This is a genomic window from Parafilimonas terrae (genome assembly GCF_900115755.1).
GTDB classification, from domain to species: Bacteria; Bacteroidota; Bacteroidia; order Chitinophagales; family Chitinophagaceae; genus Parafilimonas; species Parafilimonas terrae.
The window spans coordinates 49,956-68,670 of the sequence record NZ_FOXQ01000002.1 but is presented as its reverse complement, the minus strand read 5'-3'; the positions used below and the strand labels follow the sequence as shown (position 1 = coordinate 68,670).

The following is an 18,715-nucleotide window of genomic DNA, read 5'->3' as shown; positions in this document are numbered from 1 at the left end:
CTTTTTCAATACCAATAATTTATAATCCTACATTAAACCCTACGGTATAAATGCGTGGCAAAGGATAATTGGTTTCATCAATACCTATATAAAGCGGGTTATTGGCACTGTTGGTTCCAATTTCAGGATCGAAGCCTGAGTATTTGGTAATGGTAAATGCATTTTGCACAGATATATAAATTCTTGCATTGCGTAAATGAGATACGCTTTGCGGTATTCGGTAACCCAACTGTATATTCCTTACCCTTAAATAAGAGCCGTCTTCCACATAATAAGTTGAGGAACGCATATTATTATTGGGATCGCTGGTGGTAAGCCGCGGCATTGTATTGCTTGTGCCCGGGCCTGTCCAGCGGTTGTTCCATACATTCATAGTATAGTTAAAGAAGTTGGCGCCTTCTGTTCTGAATTTAAATGCCTGGAAAATATCATTGCCATAAGTTCCCTGTATCTGTACCCTTAAATCGATGCCCTTGTAAGAAACACTGGCGTTCAATCCATAAGTCATTTTCGGCCATGGGTTACCAATAATGGTTTGGTCTTTTGCATTAATGGTGTCGTTGCCATCAACGTCGCGGAATATAAAGTCGCCGGGTGCAGTGCCATTGCTTTGGTAAGCGTGCTTGGCAACTTCTTCATCAGACTGGAAAACACCATCTACCTGCCATCCATAAAAAGCTGCGATAGGGGCGCCGATCTGTGTAGAGTTCATCAAACCTACAAAGCTTAAAAACTGCTGAATTGACGTGCCTGAATTGCTTAGTTTAAGTACTTTGTTTTTATTGAAGGCAGCATTAACTGAGATGTCGAAATCAACGCCCCTGTTTGTAGACTTGGTATAACCAATCATTGCTTCAATACCTTTGTTAACCACATCGCCGCCGTTAACATAAGGCGCAGTGGTAATACCGGTATAACCTAAGAGCGGTACCTGCAGCAACATATCGGTGGTTTTTTTGGTGTACCAGTCAAATGAAGCGGTAACCCTTCCGCCAAAGCCCCTGAAATCGAAACCGAGGTCTGTTTCGCGGGTTGACTCCCATTTCAGATCAGGATTGCCTAATGTGGTAGGAGCCTGACCTCTGACTACAGAACCTGGTGCGCCAAAAGCATAATTAATATTAGGTGTAACCAGGTTTGCAAAAGCATAGTTAGGCAACGAAGTCTGGTTGCCCAGGGAGCCCCAGCCACCTCTCAACATAAGGTTATCAATCCACTCTACATCTTTCAGGAAGTTTTCTTCTGAAATTTTCCATCCCAAAGAAAAAGATGGGAAATAGCCAAATTTATTGTTCTCACCAAACCTTGAAGAACCATCTGCACGGAAATTAACCGTAGTAAAATATTTACCTGCATAGTTGTAGTTAATACGGCCCAGGTAAGACAAAATGCCCCACTCGCCTGCCCCGCCTGCAACCCTGAAGTTGGAAATAGACAGATTAAGATAACGCAGGCTTTCATTATCTGTTGCAGCCGGCGGCAAACCCCTGCCTTCTGCCGTAATGTTTTGCGTATAAGAATTCTGGTCGGTTATACCAGCCAATGCTTCAATGCTGTGGTTGCCAAATGTTTTTTGATAGGTTAATGTATTGGCCCAGCTATAATCATTAAAGCGGGTTTCATTTTCTGTAAGCGTTGCCACATCGTTAAACTGAGAAGCGGAAACCCTGTAAACAGGCGTAAAAACTTTTTGTTCAGACCTGCCAAGGTTAAAGTTGAACTGAGACCTGAAAACCAGTCCTGTAAAAGGCGTAATGTCAATATAAGCGTTTCCGTTTACAACAGGCCGTTTTGTATCATTGTTTGTATAAGACAATGAGGCCGCCGGGTTGCTTGAGTTTAATGATGTTGGAGAAAAACCCCATGTGCCATCAGGGTTTTTTACAGGTATTTCAGGGTTAGCGGTTAGCGTACCATTTAATATGCCGTAACCAAATTCTGAAATATTGCTATACCTGGCTAAACTGGCAGAAAGGTTCTGGCCAAGTTTAATAAACTTATTGATAGTATGTGATGAGTTTACACGAATGCTCATCCTGTCGAAAGAAGTTCTCTTAATAATACCTTCCTGGTTTGTATAGCCTGCAGAGAAGAAAAATTTGCTTGTTTCATTGCCGCCGCTTGCACCTATGTTTACATCCGTCATTGGCGCAGTGCGAAAAATTTCCTTTTGCCAGTCGGTGCCTTTTCCTAAAGCAGCCGGATCGGGATATAAAGGAGCCTGGCCTGCATTTTCCAGCCCTTCATTATATAAAGTAGCATATTGCGTGGCATTGGTTACAGGAAAATATTTTTGAATTTGCTGCAAGCCCTGTGAAAAATTAATATCCAGTTGCGCCTTGCCTGCCCTGCCCTGTTTGGTAGTTATCAGCACTACGCCGTTGGCGCCCTGCGCACCATAAATAGCAGCAGCACTCGCACTTTTTAATACCTGGATGCTTTCGATCTGATCAGGGCTTAAATCCAGCGGGTTAACATTGGGATTGCCATCAACCACATATAATGGTTCTGAATTATTAACCGTACCTGTGCCGCGTACGCGTACCAGCAAACCTGAACCGGGCGCACCAGAGTTTTGAGACACCTGCAAACCTGGCACTTTGCCCTGTAAAGCCTGGCCTACCTGTATAGCAGGCTCATCTTCAATTTGCTTGGCCGATACGGTACCAATGGCGCCTGTAATATCGCTTCTTTTCTGCGTTCCGTACCCAACTACAATAACGTTCTGCAACGAATTTTCGCTGGGGTTTAGAATTACATTCACGGTTGTCTTCCCGGCAATATCAACTGTTTGGGTTTCAAAACCAACAAAGCTGATAGTTAATTTGGTAACATTACCCGGAACATTAATAGAAAAAGCACCACTTGAATCTGTGGAGGTGGCTTGTGCAGTACCGGTGGCCGTAACGGTAGCGCCGTTTGCCGGTTGGTTATCAGCCTGCAGAATTTTTCCCGTTACTCTTTGCTGGGCCTGAACTAAAGTGCAGGCGAAAAGCATCAGGAACAATAATACCGATTTTGTTTGTAGGTACTTGGCGGCAATCATAATACTTGATTATAGTTTTGGATTAATAAATTTTGTTTTAAATTCAAAAGAAAAAACACTGCCACCCCGGCTTTTCAGCCAGGTATTTACAGTAAAGTATATGGCATGTTTTAATTGTAATTAAGCAACCGGCTATCCAGTTAATTTTCGCTATTACAAGGCTTCTATCTTAATAAGGGGAGACTTTGAAATTTGATACCATTTTTTTGATATAAGATTATTTTTTTATGATGTTTTTTTAAAACATTTCTGATTTCATTCCGGGAAAGAGATGTCATCAAATGTTTTATAATTATCAATGCCTGTTGCAGGCGCAAAAAAACAGATGACTTTCATTTCCTCATTGCCGGTGTTGCGCAACATGTGCACTTTGCCCTGTTCAAATAAAATAGCTGAACCAGCCCTAACATTTCCAACTTCATTTTCAATCATCACTTTACCTGTTCCTGTTATTATATAGATCAATTCTTCACCCCCGGGATGCGAGTGTGCCGGCCTCACTGTTTCGCCTGGCAAAACGCGGATAACACAGGCAGAAAGATTATTTGCCCGGAGAGAATCTTCATCTGCAAGCCAGCGCATAAACCTTCCGGGATGTTGCACTTCAGTAATATCAGTTTCGTGGATAATCGTCATATAACCTGAGCTTTTTTTGTTTTCAATACTTTTAAAATAGTTTCACTTAAATGAGCAGCATCCAAACCATAGTGAGCAGCCAATTCCGCATAAGTGCCGGAGTGTATATAATGTAGCCCGTTTTTATTTTCGGTATTAACCGCAAAGAGTTTTTTCGTGTTAATATTAGTTTCTTTTTCAAACAAAATTTTTCTGAAGTGCGACCATATATAACCATTGTTTTGCTCTGCAATAAAAACAGGCTTCCCGCTTTGGTATAGCTGAACAATTGCTGATGCATCAATAGAAGGCATATCAATTATATTTACCTGCACGCCTTCTTCTTCCAGTTTTTTTGCTGCGCCCAAAGCTTCATATACACCACGGCCGGAAGTAACAATGCTTGCATCAGCATCTTCTGAATAATTCACCTTGTATGCTTTACCAAATTCAAAACTGAAATCAGCAGCATAAACAGCATTGACAGGCGCTCTTAATACACGCATATAAACCAGGCCTTTGTTGCCTTCCATTATCCATTTTAAAACGCCAAGCAATTGCCGGGGGCAGGACACATTAATGATCTTCAACTGCGCCACTTCATTAAACAGCATCACATCATCATTGCCCATATGCGTAGCGCCATTGGATTGCGTTTCAAGGTCTGCCGCAGTGGCCACCATGGTTAAATCCAGTCCATGACCTTCGGATAGCCATCCGTTTTTTTCTGCAATTATTTCCAGTCGTTCCTGGTGGCCAACGGCAATTCTTCTCATCACTTTCCAATCGAAAAAAGGACAAAATGTGCTTACCCATGTATTGTTTCCAAGTATGGCAAACGCTTCTCCCATCAGCATCATATTAGCTTCTGCAACACCGGCATTTAAGGCGCGGTATTTATCTGCAAAGCCCACCCCCGCCTGCAATCCGCTTGTGGAAGCAAGGTCTGAGTCAACAGAATAAACACGCTCATCCCGGGCGAAAACTTTCATGCACGATTCAATTATTTTATGCGCGCTGTAAGGTTTGCCAACTTCAAGTTTGGGTAATGCCGGTTCTGAATAATTGATCTTTTTATTTCGTACAGGAGCTTTCTTTGTTTTAACGGCAGTTTTTATTTGCTGAATAGTTTCGCCATCAATTTTGAAACCCATTATTTCAGCATGTTTTAAAATAGCATTTTTCACGTCAGCATATTCTTTACCCTCAAGCTGGTTGAAGAATGTAAAGAAATCTTTTTCCCTTGCACCACGCTGCTGAAGTTGCAGTGCATCTTCCTGGTCTAAAATAGCATTGGAGATGGTGGCCTTGTGTGTGTTCATATAATCGGAAAGCCCGCCATGCCCTTTCGTTGTCTTGCATATTATAACTGTTGGCCTTCCATCGCGCTGGCCGTATTTAAATTCAAGCAAAGCATTATGAACAGTATGGTATTTTGTGGCATCCACTTCTATCACGTTCCATCCAAAACTGCTGAAGCTGCCGGATAAACTATTGTATGGAAAATGCAGCGTGGTTACAATATCAAGCTGGCCGCCATTGTTGTCAACCAGCACACATAAGTTTTCGAGGCGTTTATAGCCTGCAAACATGATGCTTTCCCAAACAGGGCCTTCCTGCAATTCACCATCGCCGGCAACCGCATATACATCGAACTGTGGTGCACGCTGACCTGCTATGGCAAAACCCTGCGCAACACCAACGCCCTGTCCCATCGGGCCTGTGGCCACATGCACGCCTGGCAATAACGGGCCGGGATGGCCATTTAATATGCTGGAGACAGAGCGGGAATTTTTTAATACAGAACGATCAAAATACCCAAGATCAGCATAAATGGATGCAAGGGTAGCAACGGCATGGCCTTTGCTCAACACAAACATATCCTGGCCGGGCGCTGCCGGTTCCTCCACATTAACATTGATGATGCCGCCATAAAAAAGGCTTACCATAGGAATGGTGGCAGATGAAGCGCCGCCGATATGTATGGAATTATCTATGGCATGGCGGCACTGGTAAAGATTCATTAGCCTTATATCTGAATCTTTCACCTGTAATAAATGAACAATACCTTTATTTAACAGCGATCTTTTATCTTCCAGGTATAACAAAACAATTAGTTTAAAGATTTTGAAATGATCTTACATAATAGACCAGCCGCCATCAACAAAATAAGCGGCGCCCGTAACAAATGAAGCTTCATCGGAAGCCAGGAAATACATAACATTGGCTACTTCTTCAGGCTTGCCCATGCGGCCAAATACACTTTTTGAACCCAGTGTTTTTTCTGTTTCCGCCGGATCAGGCGAATCGTTAATTGAGCCTCTTATTAAAGGTGTATCAATAGCGCCTGGCACCACGCAATTAACGCGGATATTATGCTGGGCAAGATCAAATGCCATAGAACGTGTGAGCGTATCAATAGCGCCTTTTGAAGATGAATAAGCTGCACGTTCAGGTACCGTGCGGTAGCCTAATATTGAACCGGTATTTACGATGGCTCCTTTTTTTTGTTCCACCATTGAAGGCACAAAAGCATTAGACATATAGTAAATGCCTTTAAGATTAATATTGTATAACCGCACCCAGTCTTCTTCGGTGCATTGAAGAATGCTGCCGCGTACTTCAAGCCCTGCATTATTTATTAAAACATCCACCCGGCCAAAACGTTCTTTAGCCTGCTGCGCTGCCTGCTGCACTTCTTCTTTATTTGAAATATCGCATTTACAGAAAATGGCATCTACGCCCATGCTCCTGATCTTTTCTTCGGCCTTCTTTCCCTTCACTTCATCAATATCAATTAAAACAGCACTATAACCGTTTTTAGCAAATTTTTCGGCGGCTGCCAATCCTAAACCTGAAGCGCCGCCACTAACTATTAATACTTTGTTACTCATATTGGTTAATGATATTTTACAGTTGATACAATTTTAGTTTATACTCATTCCATTAGGCTTGGTAGCTACTTTAATAGCCCCGTCTTTTCTTTTCTCGAAAATATCCAGCGCTGTTGCAAACTCTTTTAAAGGAAAGCGGTGCGTCATTAAAGAAGTTATATCAACGCGGTTATTCACGAGCAGGTTAATGGCTTCCTCCGCCGTATTTGGATTAGCCCTGTTGCCTACAATTTCTATTTCATCCAACACAATTCTTTTCATGGGCAACGGAACATCTGTATGCGGAATACCAATAACAGAAACAACGCCGCCTTTTGCTGCTGCAAGACAAGCCTGCTGTATGGAATCTGCTGTGCCTGCACATTCCAGTACTGCCGGTGCACCCAGGCCATTGGTAAGGTCTTTCACCTGCTGCACCACATCGCCATCTTTATAACTGATGGGAACAGCGCCGAGTTGTTCTGCTTTCTTCAATCTTTCACCGCTGCCCACAGCTATAATGCGGCCGGCGCCCAATGCCTTTGCAATGAGGACAGCCATTAAGCCCTGCGGGCCTGTGCCGAGAATAAGTATATCATCACCCGGCTGAAGCCTTGAACGCTTAACCGTATATAATGCAATACTCAAGGGATCTATACAAGCTGCATATTCCAGCGACATTGAATCGGGAATTTTATAAATGCTTTTTACCGATGTGCGCATATATTGTGCATAAGCGCCCGGCGTATAATGCCCGTATTGCCGGTGCCCGCGATCTTCAAATCCATAATTCAAACATTCATTATAGCGGCCTTTCAAACACATGGAACAATAACCGCAGCCGCAGTGTGAAATACCACAAACACGGTCGCCTTCTTTCCAGCCAAGCCGGTCGGCTTTTTCACCCGTTTCCACAACCGTTCCCGACCATTCATGGCCTGGTATAAAAGGAAATCCCTGCGGCCAGAAACCGGGAAAATCGCCGTTAATTATATGCGGGTCTGTACCACAAATAAAAGTTGTATCTACTTTACAGATCACTTCATCTGCATCGGGATGAGGAACCGGTACTGTTTCAATTACAAAATCACGAACACCTTTTAAAACCAGTGCATCCATTTCTTCAGGCAGGTTCATATATCGTTATTTTAAAATTATTATTTGATATTCTTTTCAGGCACAATGGCTACTCCCCTGAAGGGCGAGCCGGAACCGCCTTTTATTTTCAGCGGCAGGCCTACAAACCAAAATTCGTGGGCGGGTATCATATCTACCTGCGCCAGGTTTTCAATATTCAGAATTTCTCTTTCCCTGCACACAATATGTGCAGGCTGTTCCCTCACCACGGCCACTTCGTTGTAGCTGTCAATACTTGGTGCATCGGCACCCACACAAATAGCACCCAGGTCATTAAGATATTCAATGGCACTTCTATCAACGCCGGGATAGTCACGAATATATTCAAACGGCTTATTCCATTTTTTATACCACCCGGTGTAATAAAATACCACCGATTGTGGCTGAATGGTTACGCCGGTTTTAGCTATAGCTTCTTCAATATCGGTTTTATTGATATAGCTACCGGGTTCTTTGTGAGAAAAATCAAACCAAACGCCGGGCGTCATAAACCATTCCATTGGCAACTCATTAACGGCCCTGGCATCGGGCTCATTTACTACGTGATTAATAGCGTCAACATGCGTATTGGAATGATCGCACAATGTAAAGCCTATCACTTTGTAAGAATAGGGAGGTTTGGTTAAACCTATTTTCTGCGTTTCCTCATGTGTAAGATGGTTCCATATTAAAGTGCGCTGATGGCCTATAAATGTTGGATCTTCGGTGGTAATGGTATGACTGAGGTCGGTAACAATGCAATTAACCCCTAAAAAATTAAGTTTCGTCTGTAGTTGAAAAGGTGGACAGTATGCTTTTTTAAATGTCAACATTAAATTTCAATTGTGATTTAAGATTATTCTAAACGCATTTGCGTTAATTACAAATGCAGTCCGCTGCTTCGGTTATTTCTATGCTAAAATTTCCTTGACCATTCTTTTGGCCAACGTTCTATCACTACTTTGGTTTGGGTAAAAAATTCAATGGCATGCCGGCTTTGCCCGTGCAGGTCGCCAAAAAAACTTTCTTTCCAGCCACTGAACGGAAACTGTGCCATAGGCGCCGCTACGCCGATATTGATCCCGATGTTACCCGCATTGGCCAGGTTGCGGAATTTTCTGGCGTTGGCACCGCTGCTTGTAAACAGGCAGGCCATGTTTCCATATTTTCCGCTATTGATAAATTCCAGGGCTTCGTCCACTGTTTTTAATTGAATAAGGCTCATCACCGGGCCGAATATTTCTGTGCGCACCAGTTCGCCATCAAGCGGCAATCCTTCGAGAATCGTTGGCCTGATGAAGTTTCCCTTTTCAAAACCGCTGATGGCCGGTTTTCTTCCATCAAGCAAAACTTTTGCGCCTTCGCTTACGCCTTTATTTATAAGGTCTTCAACCCGCTCACGGCTTTCCTTTGTAATAACCGGGCCCATTTCTATACTTTCATCCAGGCCAAAACCGGTTGTTCTTTTTTTGGCCGATTCATATAAGGCATCTTTAATATTGCCATCATCTGCCACGGTAATAATGTTTGATGCGGCGAGGCAGCGCTGGCCTGCACAGCCATAAGCGCTGTCAGCTATAATTTTTACCGACATTTCTATATCAGCATCCGGCAAAATAACCAGTGGGTTTTTAGCGCCGCCCTGCGCCTGCACACGCTTACCGCTGGCTGCGCCACGGGAATATACATAACGGGCAATGTTAGAAGACCCAACAAAACTGATGGCCTTTATTTGAGGATGGTCTAATAAGGCGTCAACAGTTTCTTTACCACCGTGCACAAGGTTTACAACGCCGGCAGGCAGATCAACCTGTTCCAGCAACCGGAATACCTTCATCATTGTTAGCGGTACTTTTTCTGAAGGCTTCAGAATAAAAGTATTGCCGCAGGCAATAGCATAAGGCAGGAACCAGAACGGTATCATGCCGGGAAAATTAAACGGTGATACACAGCCGCAAACACCCAATGGCTGGCGAATCATAAATTCATCAATACCACTGGAGATGTTTTCTGAAAACTCGCTTTGAATAAGCATGGGCGTTCCGCAGGCTACTTCTATATTTTCGATGGCCCTTTGCAATTCCCCTCTTGATTCGCCAAGCGTTTTGCCGCATTCCTCTGTTATAGTTCTTGCAATATCTTCTGCGTTATCTTCAAGCAATTGCTTCAGTTTATACAAAGGCTGCACCCGCTTCATAACTGGTACATGCGCCCATGATTTGAAGGCTTCAGCGGCAGCGGCTACCGCCTGATCCACATCTGCGGCCGTGCCTTTTCCTCTCGGAACTTTTGCAAGCACTTCCTGTGTGGCAGGGTTAATAACATCTGTTGTATTTTCTTCCCGGCTCTTTACCCAATTACTGTTTATGTAATTATTTAAAACTTCCATTTTTATTTTCTTTAAGTCATTTAATGCAGGGCATAACATTACCCTCACACTTTTATGTGTTTTATTTTAATGATGTAATTATTGTTTTTTATGCCTGCTTTTCGCTGAACCTGTAGTTTAATTTTGCCAGGTAATCCCTTGAAATTTCAGCGGCCCGGTGCGGGGTATAGGCAGGCTTTATTTTAGCATCGTAATCAAGTTCAAACATAATCATGCCTGCCATGTGTTTTCTCCTTTTTTCCAGCAGGTCTAATATTTCCTTAAGTTTTACTTTACCCTCTCCCAATGGTGAATAACCAAGATAACCATTATCACCGCCTGCATAATCTTTTAAGTGAACATGCTCGATGAGCGATACAAAATCTTTACAAATTTTTACCGGGTCACCGCCGCCTTTTTGTATCTGGCCAACATCAGGGCCGAATTTCATATACCTTGTATCGAGATTGTTCATTATATAATAAATTTCCTCTTCCGTTTCTATCGGCGTACCGGTGTGAGGATGCAAAGCGCAAACCAACCCTTCATCTGTTACAGCTTTGGCAAACACATTCATCGATTCAACCATATACTTAGCATGGTCTTTATAATTAAAACCGCTTGTGCGTTTGCCACCGGCGCAATACTCTATTACTTTTCCGCCGTTAGCCTTTAGCAACTTCGTCCAGCGAACAAGTTTTTCTGTTTCAGATTTTAATTTTGAAGGATCGAGTACATCAGTTTGGCAAAAAGCCGATACCATGGGCACTTTATACTTTTCAATCAGCGGGGCTATACCACCGCGCTTATCTTCCCAATCTTCAATTACATGGCCGAAGGTTTCAAAAGCATGGTAACCTAAAGAAGATATATCTTTTAGTGCCGGTTCAAGATTATCGGGCCCGTATCCCCACAAGATGAATGTAGCCCCAATCTGAAACCTTCTTTTTCTTGCAGCTTCAAAAGCAAAGTTTGGAGCGATAAGCGCCGCTGCACCAGCCATGCCGGCCATCTTTACAAAATCCCTGCGGTTATAAGCATTTACATTTTTCATTCGTACAAGTTTGTTCTTTCAATAGTTTCACAGAATGTTTTCAATATACATTCCTTATGAGTGAAACATTTCACATGGCGCCCCATTACGCTGTTTCATTTGGCAAGCGTTACAATAGCAGCGCCGGCGATCAACAATAAAACGCCCACAATTTTTATGAATGAAACAGGTTCAACAGGCGAACCAAATAAACCAAAATGTGAGAAAATCATTCCCGAAATTACCTGGCCTGCAATCATCAGCACAAATGCTGTTCCTGCACCCAATTTAGGCATTGCCCAGGCAATACCAAAAACAAGCGCACCGCCCATAATGCCTGCGGTAAATAACCACGCCGGCACTTCTTTAAGCCTGGAAAAAAAACCGGCATCCCATCCGCTAAAGCCAATAACTGTAGCAGTAATTGCACCTATGATCCAGAAAAGCGCATTGCCCATGCGGGGATTTTTTACAATAGCGCCTACCTGTGCATTCATGGCCAGGTGAAGGGTTAATACAAACCCTATCAGTAACATTAAAGCACTAAGTGAAATTTTCATGATTTTAATTTTAGTTGATAAACTGATGCCCGGATTTTTTCTGTTGCAAACATTTTAAACCGCCATAAATTTTGAAAAGCTTTTCGTTAGTGGATTGGCGTTTTAAATACTATAAGGCCAAAATGATTAAAATGATACCGGTTTAAAAAAAATAATGACTATGCCCTGGAATAATAATGCCTGAGATGGCGAAGGCTTCTGTACATAACCCTTCTAACCGAAGACACGTGGCCAAAATGCAGTATGCTGGCTATCTGTTCATAACTCAATCCTTCAAAATAAAAATAGTAAATCACTTTTCTTTCTTTCGCATTCAGCATATCCAAAGCACGTTGCAGTTTTTCCTGTTGTTCAGCATTTATTTGTTTATTAATATAGGCTGACTCTGCTGATGACTCCTCACCATAAGGCGTGTATAAAGAAGTTTTTCTAAGCTTATGTTCATTATTCGTTTTTTTAAGATAATCAACAATCCTTCTTCTGAACGCTTTTAACAGGTATAATTTAATTGAAGTGGTTTCGCCAAAACCAAGCCTGTTATTCCTGAGGTAAAGAAAAAAATCGTGTAAACAATCCCTTACCATTTCCTTATCTGAAGCGCATTTGCATCCATAAGAAAAAAGCAGCGTGGAATAATGTTTATAGATAAAAGCAAACGCATTTTCATCACCTTTCTTAAAGAAATTCCATAAAATTTTATCCGGTAATTCTTCTTCTTTATAAACAGCATTACCTTGTTTAACTGAAGGTATAAATGTGTGCCGCAGTCCCTGGTTCTGAAATTCATACAGCATAAAAAATAAAATTTTAGAATTCAAAAAAAGAATAAGGAATTGCAAATCGTTTTTCAAAATTCTATTTTTGGTTTCAGAATAATTTCCAATTAATTCGCAACAACTAATACTATATTTACATATTTATAAAAAGAAACAGGTTAATAGCTGCGTATTTGATACATATTGCTGTATAAAAGGCCTGTTTAAGTTTTTGACGCATACATGAATGCCTGCCGGCGTTTTATATGATCTTAATAAAAAAATAAACAGATGAAGCCACATTTATTAAAAGTTTCGCTCAAGCCTGAATCATCATTTAATTTTTATAAAAGAAGAGGTGGTGATTTCTATAATCAATGGCATTTTCACCCCGAGATTGAACTGATTTATATTCATAAAGGAAGAGGCACCCGGTTGATAGGAACAAATGTTCACCGCTTTGAACCGGGCGAACTTTTTTTGTTTGGATCAAACCTTGCACACATGTGGCGTTGCGACCCGGAATACTTTGAAACAGGTTCTAAACTAAAAGCCGAAGTAACGGTTGTTTATTTTCATCACGATTTTTTAGGCGACAAGTTTTTTAATGTTCCCGAATTAAAAAGTATTGAATCACTGCTTGAAAAAGCAAAGCAGGGCATAAAAATTAGTGGCGAAACAAGAAACCAGGTGCGTGAACTTATTACCAGGTTAGCCGGCGCCAAAGGCCTTGAACGGGTGGTAACGCTGCTGGCGATATTAGATAAGATTGCAGCTTCAAAAGAAAAAGATATTATTAACCCTCTGAACAACCAGCTAAAAATAGATCAGTCAGAAGCAGACCGTTTAAACAAGATATTTCAATACACTTCCAATAATTTTCAAAAGAAAATAACGCTTTCAGAAATTGCATCTGTAGCTAACCTCAGCACAAAATCGTTCTGCAGGTATTTTAAATCAAAAACAAGAAAAACGTATTACGATTTCCTGCTGGAAGTAAGAATAGCACACGCATGCAATATGATACTGGAAAGAGATATGCCTATATACGAAGTATGTTATGAAAGCGGGTTTAACAATCTTTCCAATTTCAACAGGTATTTTAAAAAGATAGTAAATAAAACACCGTTTGAATTTAAAAAAGAACACCGGCTGCTGACTGCATAAATGTTTTAAACTTATATGCGAAGAAGCGGGCAACAGAACTAAATCAGGGTTATTCTTTAATGTTCATGCTAAATTAAACCACTATGTTCCAGTTCTTCAATCACAATACCGGCAAACACAGAAGTATTTTGTGTTTGTTCTGCTTAATTTTTGCTATTACTGCAAATGCTCAGAAAGAAAGCCCTGATTTACGCGCAGCCGAAACCGAAAAAAAACTGACCGACGATGAACGATTCCAAATGGTTTACAGCGTTATCGGCAGCGTTCCCAGCATCGGTATGCCCCGCGATCCCCGAATTCCTGAAGGTGTTTCGATGAGTGCCGGATACACGCCCGGCATTCCAAGACTCGGCATTCCGGCAATTCAAAAGCAGTGATGCGAGCATGGGAATTACCAATCCGGGTTACCGACCTGATGACAAAGGTGCTACGGCTTTGCCTTCTTCCATTTTGGCAGGAGCGAGTTTCAATCCGCAGTTGATTTATGAAGGTGGAGTACTCATCGGACAAGAAGCCAGAGCAAGAGGATTTAATGTAATGTTGGCGGGTGGAATTAACCTCGCCCGTGATGTGCGCAATGGTAGAAATTATGAATATTATTCTGAAGATCCTTGGCTTACGGCTGAATTAGGCGCTTCGGCAGTTAACGGAATTCAAAGCCAACAGGTGATTTCTACTTTAAAACATTATTCATTAAACAACAATGAAACCAACCGTCATTGGCTCAACGCCATCGTTGATCCTGCTGCGCATCGTGAATCGGATTTATTGGCTTTTGAAATTGCTATTGAGAAATCGCAACCCGGTTCTATCATGAGCGGTTACAATAAAATCAATGGTGAATATGCGAGCGGAAACGATTATTTGCTAAATGATTTATTAAAGAAAACCTGGAATTATAAAGGTTGGGTAATGTCCGATTGGGGTGCGGTTCCCGATTGGAGATATGCTTTAAAAGGTCTCGATCAGGAATCGGGTATTCAGTTAGATGTGCAACAATGGGGCGCGGAAGCATTTACAGATTCTTTGCGAAATGCCTATCAGCAAAATCAATTTCCCAAAAAGCGTTTGTCGGATATGGTCACGCGAATACTTCGTTCAATGTATGCCGTAGGTGTTGATCAATGGAAAGAAACGCCGAGCATCGATATGCAAAAACATAATGAAATAGCATTGGAAACCGCCCGCCAGGGAATGGTTTTACTTAAAAATGAAAATATTTTACCACTTTCTACAACGGAACCATTTAAAATCGCTGTGATTGGCGGATTTGCACACAAAGGTGTTGCCTGCGGAACCGGCTCCGGTGCGGTACTTCCGGTTGGTGGATTTGCAGGTACCATCAGCATCGGCGGAACAGGGATTATGGGGAATGCAAGAAACCTCTATTTGTTGCCTTCTTCTCCATTAGAAGAATTAAAAAAATTATTACCCAATGCAATTATTGAATTTGATCCGGGCTACACCGTTGCCGAAGCGAAATTATTGGCAAAACGTTCTGACATTGTGATTGTATTTGGAATCAGAGTGGAAGGCGAAGGTTTTGACCTTGCCGATCTTTCATTGCCCTGGGGACAAGATCAATTGATTGATGGAATTGCCGAAACCAACCCTAATACGATTGTTGTATTGGAAACCGGAACTGCCTCGTCAATGCCCTGGCGCAATAAAGTCAAAGCCATTCTTCAAGCATGGTTTCCGGGACAAGCAGGAGGAACTGCCATTGCAGAAATTCTCACCGGGAAAACCAATCCTTCGGGAAGATTGCCGATTACCTTCCCTTTAAATCTGGAACAAACACCAAGATTGGAAATCAACCAACAAGGAACGCCATGGGGAACGCCAACCACAATTGTCTATAACGAAGGCTCAGAAGTAGGTTACAGATGGTATGCAAATAAAGGATTACAGCCCATGTTTGCTTTTGGCTATGGATTAAGTTATACCGAATTTTCCTATGAGAATTTTGAAATAAAAGGAGGTAAAACCATAACTGCCAGCTTCAAGGTTACCAATACCGGAAAAATTACCGGAGCCGATGTTCCTCAAATTTATTTGACCAATGTTGATGGCAAAACCAAAACCCGATTATTGGGATTTGAAAGAATTGAACTCGCTCCCGGTGAAAGCAAAACCGTTACCATTACCGCTGAGCCAAGATTATTGGCAGATTTTAATTGGGAAAACAACAATGGGAAATCAAAAAAGGAACTTATCAAATCGAATTGGGTAAATCTGCAGTTGATTTTCAGTTAAAAGGTTCTGCGCAGTTGCAGGAGCAACTATTTGGGAAATAGATGGAGAACGGAGTAAATATCGAATAGAAGATTTCAGAGATAATAGGAAAAAATATTTCGGATTGGCATCGCATCAATCTTATAAAAATTATTGCTATTATTATTTTCTTTTCATTCATTATTTTTTATTGAAAAGATGTAACCTGTTCCTGTTCTTATTTCCATCATCAAGCTAAATTTCATACTGGTTTTGAGGACGATAACCCGCAGCCTGTGTGTTATGACTTTAGTCCGTTGAAGTTTGATCTATTTAAAAAGCTTTAATAATAATAGCAGTTGTGCTAATCGTGCCAGTAACTAATTCTTTATTAGCTTTCTCCGTTTAACCCATTTCACAATTTCATACCACATTACAAATATAAATGCGCCCAATATGCTTATTGTGAGATTAGCTGCTTCAAGCCTGCTGAATTTAAAAAGACCGGCTACAGGTGTAATATAAATCATGCATGCGGTTAATACGATTGTGGCACCTGTAATTAATGGGATCAGTGCATTTTTGTAGCGTAAAGTAAACCATACAGAATAAAAGAATGACCTGTTTACGAAGGTCTGAAAAATATTGGCGCTTATTAAAGCAACAAACACCATGGTGCGGGTGCTGTTTTCATCCAGGCCGCTGTTAACGGCATATTGATAAACAAGTAATACGCCTGCCGTAATCATTAAGCCCTGGATAATACTCGTCACTAATTCATTCCAGTTAAAAAAAGTGGTGGTAAACGAACGGGGCTTTTGCAACATGGTATTTTTTTCTGCCGGTTCATTTTCATAAATAATGGAGCAGGTGGGGCCCATTATGAGCTCAAGAAAAATGATATGCACAGGCGAAAAAATATTAGGATACACCCATCCAAGCGCCAGCGGAATAAACACTGTTAATATAATCGGGATATGAATGGATATGATATATTGAATGGCCTTTTTAAGGTTAGCATATATTTTTCTTCCCATAGCAATGGCATCTACCATTTTAGACAAATCATCATCGGCCAGAATAAGAGAAGCAGCCTGCTTTGCAATTTCCGTTCCCCTGCTGCCCATGGCAATGCCAATATGTGCTGCCTTAAGTGCAGGGCCATCATTCACGCCGTCTCCTGTCATAGCCACAATTTCCTGGTTTGCCTTGAGGGCATTAATCACTTTCAGCTTAGCCTCCGGGTACATTCTTGCAAAGATGTTGATGCCTTCTATCCTATTATCCAAATCCATCTCATTCATGGTTGTTAGCTCGTTGCCTGTAATGGTTTTATCATAGCCGCTAAAGCCGGTTTCCTTTGCTATTGCAGCAGTGGTGGCGGTATTATCGCCCGTAATTATTTTCACCTTTATACCAGCTTTGTAAAAGGCATCAAAAACAGCACGCATATTTTTTTTAGGCGGGTCGTAAAAGGCAACCAGGCCGGAAAATTTGAGAGGAAAAGCCTCCTGTTCTGCCGGAAAATTATTTCCATTAAAAGCTGAAGTGCCCACGCCAAGCACCCGGTATCCTTTTGAAGCAAAATCAGCTAAAGCAATGTGTATTTTTGTTGCTTCTTCATCTGAAAGCGATGCATGGTTTATAATAGCCTCAGGCGCACCTTTTACGGCAATAATCCTGTTCCCGTTTTCATCTTCAAAAATATGTGTCATCATGGGTGGCTGCCCGCCAAGCGGGTACTCATGAACCATTTTGAAAAAAGGCCGTTCATCCGTGTAAAAACTGGATGCATATACTTCATGCAGCGCTTTTTCCATAGGGTCGAAAGGGGCCGGTTCGCTTGCCCACATAGCATTTCTAACTACCTGTTTAGCGGCTTCATCCAAAGCGTTTATTGCGAAGCTTTTATTATTAATTAATGCGTATACGCCCGCAAGTGTCATCCTGTTTTCGGTTATAGTGCCTGTTTTGTCTGTGCAAATCACCGTAGCGCTCCCTAATGTTTCCACAGTCTTCATTCCTTTTACTATTATCCCCATCTTCATCAGGCGAAAGGCGCCAAGCGCCATAAACGTGGTAAATGCCACAGGAATTTCTTCCGGTAGAATACTCATAGCCAGGGTTAAAGCTTTTAGCAGGCTGTCAATAATATTGCGGGAATTAAGGAAGTTTAAAATCCATACAATTATAAACACAACCAGGCCTGTAATCACCATCTTCTTAACGAAATTGCTTACCTGTTTTTCAAGTGGCGTTTTTTCTGTTTTAATGTCATCAACCGTTTTACCAATTTGTGCCAGCCTGGTTCGGTTTCCTATGGCGCTTACCACTACAACACACATTCCGCTAACTACGATAGTACCCTGGTAAACCGTTGCTTCTTCTGCTGCATTTTTATATACTGGTAACGATTCGCCGGTTAAAACAGATTCGTTTACCGAAAGGTCGTTGGAATGTACCACGCGCCCATCAGCCGGCACTGCAGAGCCTTCTTCAACAATAAGATAATCGCCTATAACCAGGTCTTTCGTTTGAATTTGCTGTACTGTATCATCGCGTATTACTTTACAATGCGGTTGCGTATAAGATTGGAGTTTGCTGAGTGCCGCCCTGCTCCTGTTTTCCTGGTAAATGGAAATAGCAGTTACGAGCAAAATGGAGATGGCAAGAAAAACCGCATCACCGGTATTGCCGCTTAAAAAATAAATGGAAGAAGCTGCCAGCAGTAATATCACCATAGGTTCTTTAGCCAGGCCTTTAAGCGTATGCAGCAGTTTATTGTCTTTCTTTGCTTCAACAATATTAGTCCCATATTGTTGCCTCGATTGCACTACTTCATCTTTTGTCAGTCCTTTTATATTTGAAATGTCTTTTGCTATCATATACTATTTTTCCCGGCAGGCAACCTGTATTGCTCCCGGATGAATCATTTTATTCAGCAAATACGAAGCTGAGAAAACTGGCT

At 41.7% G+C, this 18,715-nt stretch carries 14 protein-coding genes; 3 read left to right on the top strand and 11 right to left on the bottom strand.

What is annotated here, in order from left to right; all coding sequences use genetic code 11:
* Positions 1–19 precede the first annotated feature (19 nt).
* The 10 genes from BM015_RS05145 to BM015_RS05100 all read right to left on the bottom strand — a co-directional run bounded on the left by BM015_RS05145 (position 20) and on the right by BM015_RS05100 (position 12,405).
* A complete protein-coding gene (locus tag BM015_RS05145; protein WP_090655493.1) occupies positions 20–3,046 on the bottom strand; it encodes a SusC/RagA family TonB-linked outer membrane protein in 3,027 nt (1,008 codons plus the stop codon).
* 255 nt (positions 3,047–3,301) lie between these two features.
* Complete coding sequence (locus tag BM015_RS05140; protein ID WP_090655490.1) at positions 3,302–3,682, bottom strand: cupin domain-containing protein; 381 nt, start codon at positions 3,680–3,682, stop codon at positions 3,302–3,304.
* Positions 3,679–5,769, bottom strand: coding sequence for a transketolase C-terminal domain-containing protein (locus BM015_RS05135; protein WP_218148436.1), 2,091 nt, complete (start codon positions 5,767–5,769; stop codon positions 3,679–3,681). Before BM015_RS05135 ends, BM015_RS05140 begins: the two co-directional genes overlap by 4 nt.
* 30 nt (positions 5,770–5,799) lie before the next feature.
* Positions 5,800–6,555: an SDR family NAD(P)-dependent oxidoreductase gene (locus BM015_RS05130; RefSeq protein ID WP_090655487.1), complete on the bottom strand. Its 756-nt coding sequence runs from the start codon at positions 6,553–6,555 to the stop codon at positions 5,800–5,802.
* Between the two features lie 33 nt (positions 6,556–6,588).
* On the bottom strand, positions 6,589–7,671 hold the full coding sequence (locus BM015_RS05125; protein WP_090655484.1) for a zinc-dependent alcohol dehydrogenase: 1,083 nt from the start codon (positions 7,669–7,671) through the stop codon (positions 6,589–6,591).
* Positions 7,672–7,691: 20 nt separating this feature from the next.
* A complete protein-coding gene (locus BM015_RS05120; RefSeq protein WP_090655481.1) occupies positions 7,692–8,483 on the bottom strand; it encodes a cyclase family protein in 792 nt (263 codons plus the stop codon).
* A gap of 83 nt (positions 8,484–8,566) precedes the next feature.
* On the bottom strand, positions 8,567–10,039 hold the full coding sequence (locus BM015_RS05115; RefSeq protein WP_090656140.1) for a CoA-acylating methylmalonate-semialdehyde dehydrogenase: 1,473 nt from the start codon (positions 10,037–10,039) through the stop codon (positions 8,567–8,569).
* Positions 10,040–10,127: 88 nt separating this feature from the next.
* Positions 10,128–11,072: a sugar phosphate isomerase/epimerase family protein gene (locus BM015_RS05110; RefSeq protein ID WP_090656137.1), complete on the bottom strand. Its 945-nt coding sequence runs from the start codon at positions 11,070–11,072 to the stop codon at positions 10,128–10,130.
* Positions 11,073–11,167: 95 nt separating this feature from the next.
* Complete coding sequence (locus BM015_RS05105; RefSeq protein WP_090655477.1) at positions 11,168–11,611, bottom strand: DMT family transporter; 444 nt, start codon at positions 11,609–11,611, stop codon at positions 11,168–11,170.
* Between the two features lie 158 nt (positions 11,612–11,769).
* Positions 11,770–12,405: an RNA polymerase sigma factor gene (locus BM015_RS05100; protein WP_143075757.1), complete on the bottom strand. Its 636-nt coding sequence runs from the start codon at positions 12,403–12,405 to the stop codon at positions 11,770–11,772.
* A 252-nt stretch (positions 12,406–12,657) separates the two neighbouring features.
* Between BM015_RS05100 and BM015_RS05095 the strand changes: the two genes are divergently transcribed.
* The 3 genes from BM015_RS05095 to BM015_RS05090 all read left to right on the top strand — a co-directional run bounded on the left by BM015_RS05095 (position 12,658) and on the right by BM015_RS05090 (position 15,789).
* A complete protein-coding gene (locus BM015_RS05095) occupies positions 12,658–13,533 on the top strand; it encodes an AraC family transcriptional regulator (protein WP_090655470.1) in 876 nt (291 codons plus the stop codon).
* A gap of 83 nt (positions 13,534–13,616) precedes the next feature.
* A complete protein-coding gene (locus BM015_RS21700; protein WP_218148435.1) occupies positions 13,617–13,910 on the top strand; it encodes a hypothetical protein in 294 nt (97 codons plus the stop codon).
* Between the two features lie 7 nt (positions 13,911–13,917).
* The gene (locus BM015_RS05090) at positions 13,918–15,789 is read left to right on the top strand and encodes a beta-glucosidase (RefSeq protein ID WP_218148434.1); all 1,872 of its coding nucleotides are present in this window, start codon (positions 13,918–13,920) and stop codon (positions 15,787–15,789) included.
* Positions 15,790–16,127: 338 nt separating this feature from the next.
* On the opposite strand, the gene BM015_RS05085 is transcribed toward BM015_RS05090, so the two are convergent.
* Positions 16,128–18,632 carry a cation-translocating P-type ATPase gene (locus BM015_RS05085; RefSeq protein ID WP_090655468.1) on the bottom strand — a complete coding sequence of 835 codons (2,505 nt, stop codon included), beginning with the start codon at positions 18,630–18,632 and terminating at the stop codon, positions 16,128–16,130.
* Positions 18,633–18,715: the final 83 nt, after the last annotated feature.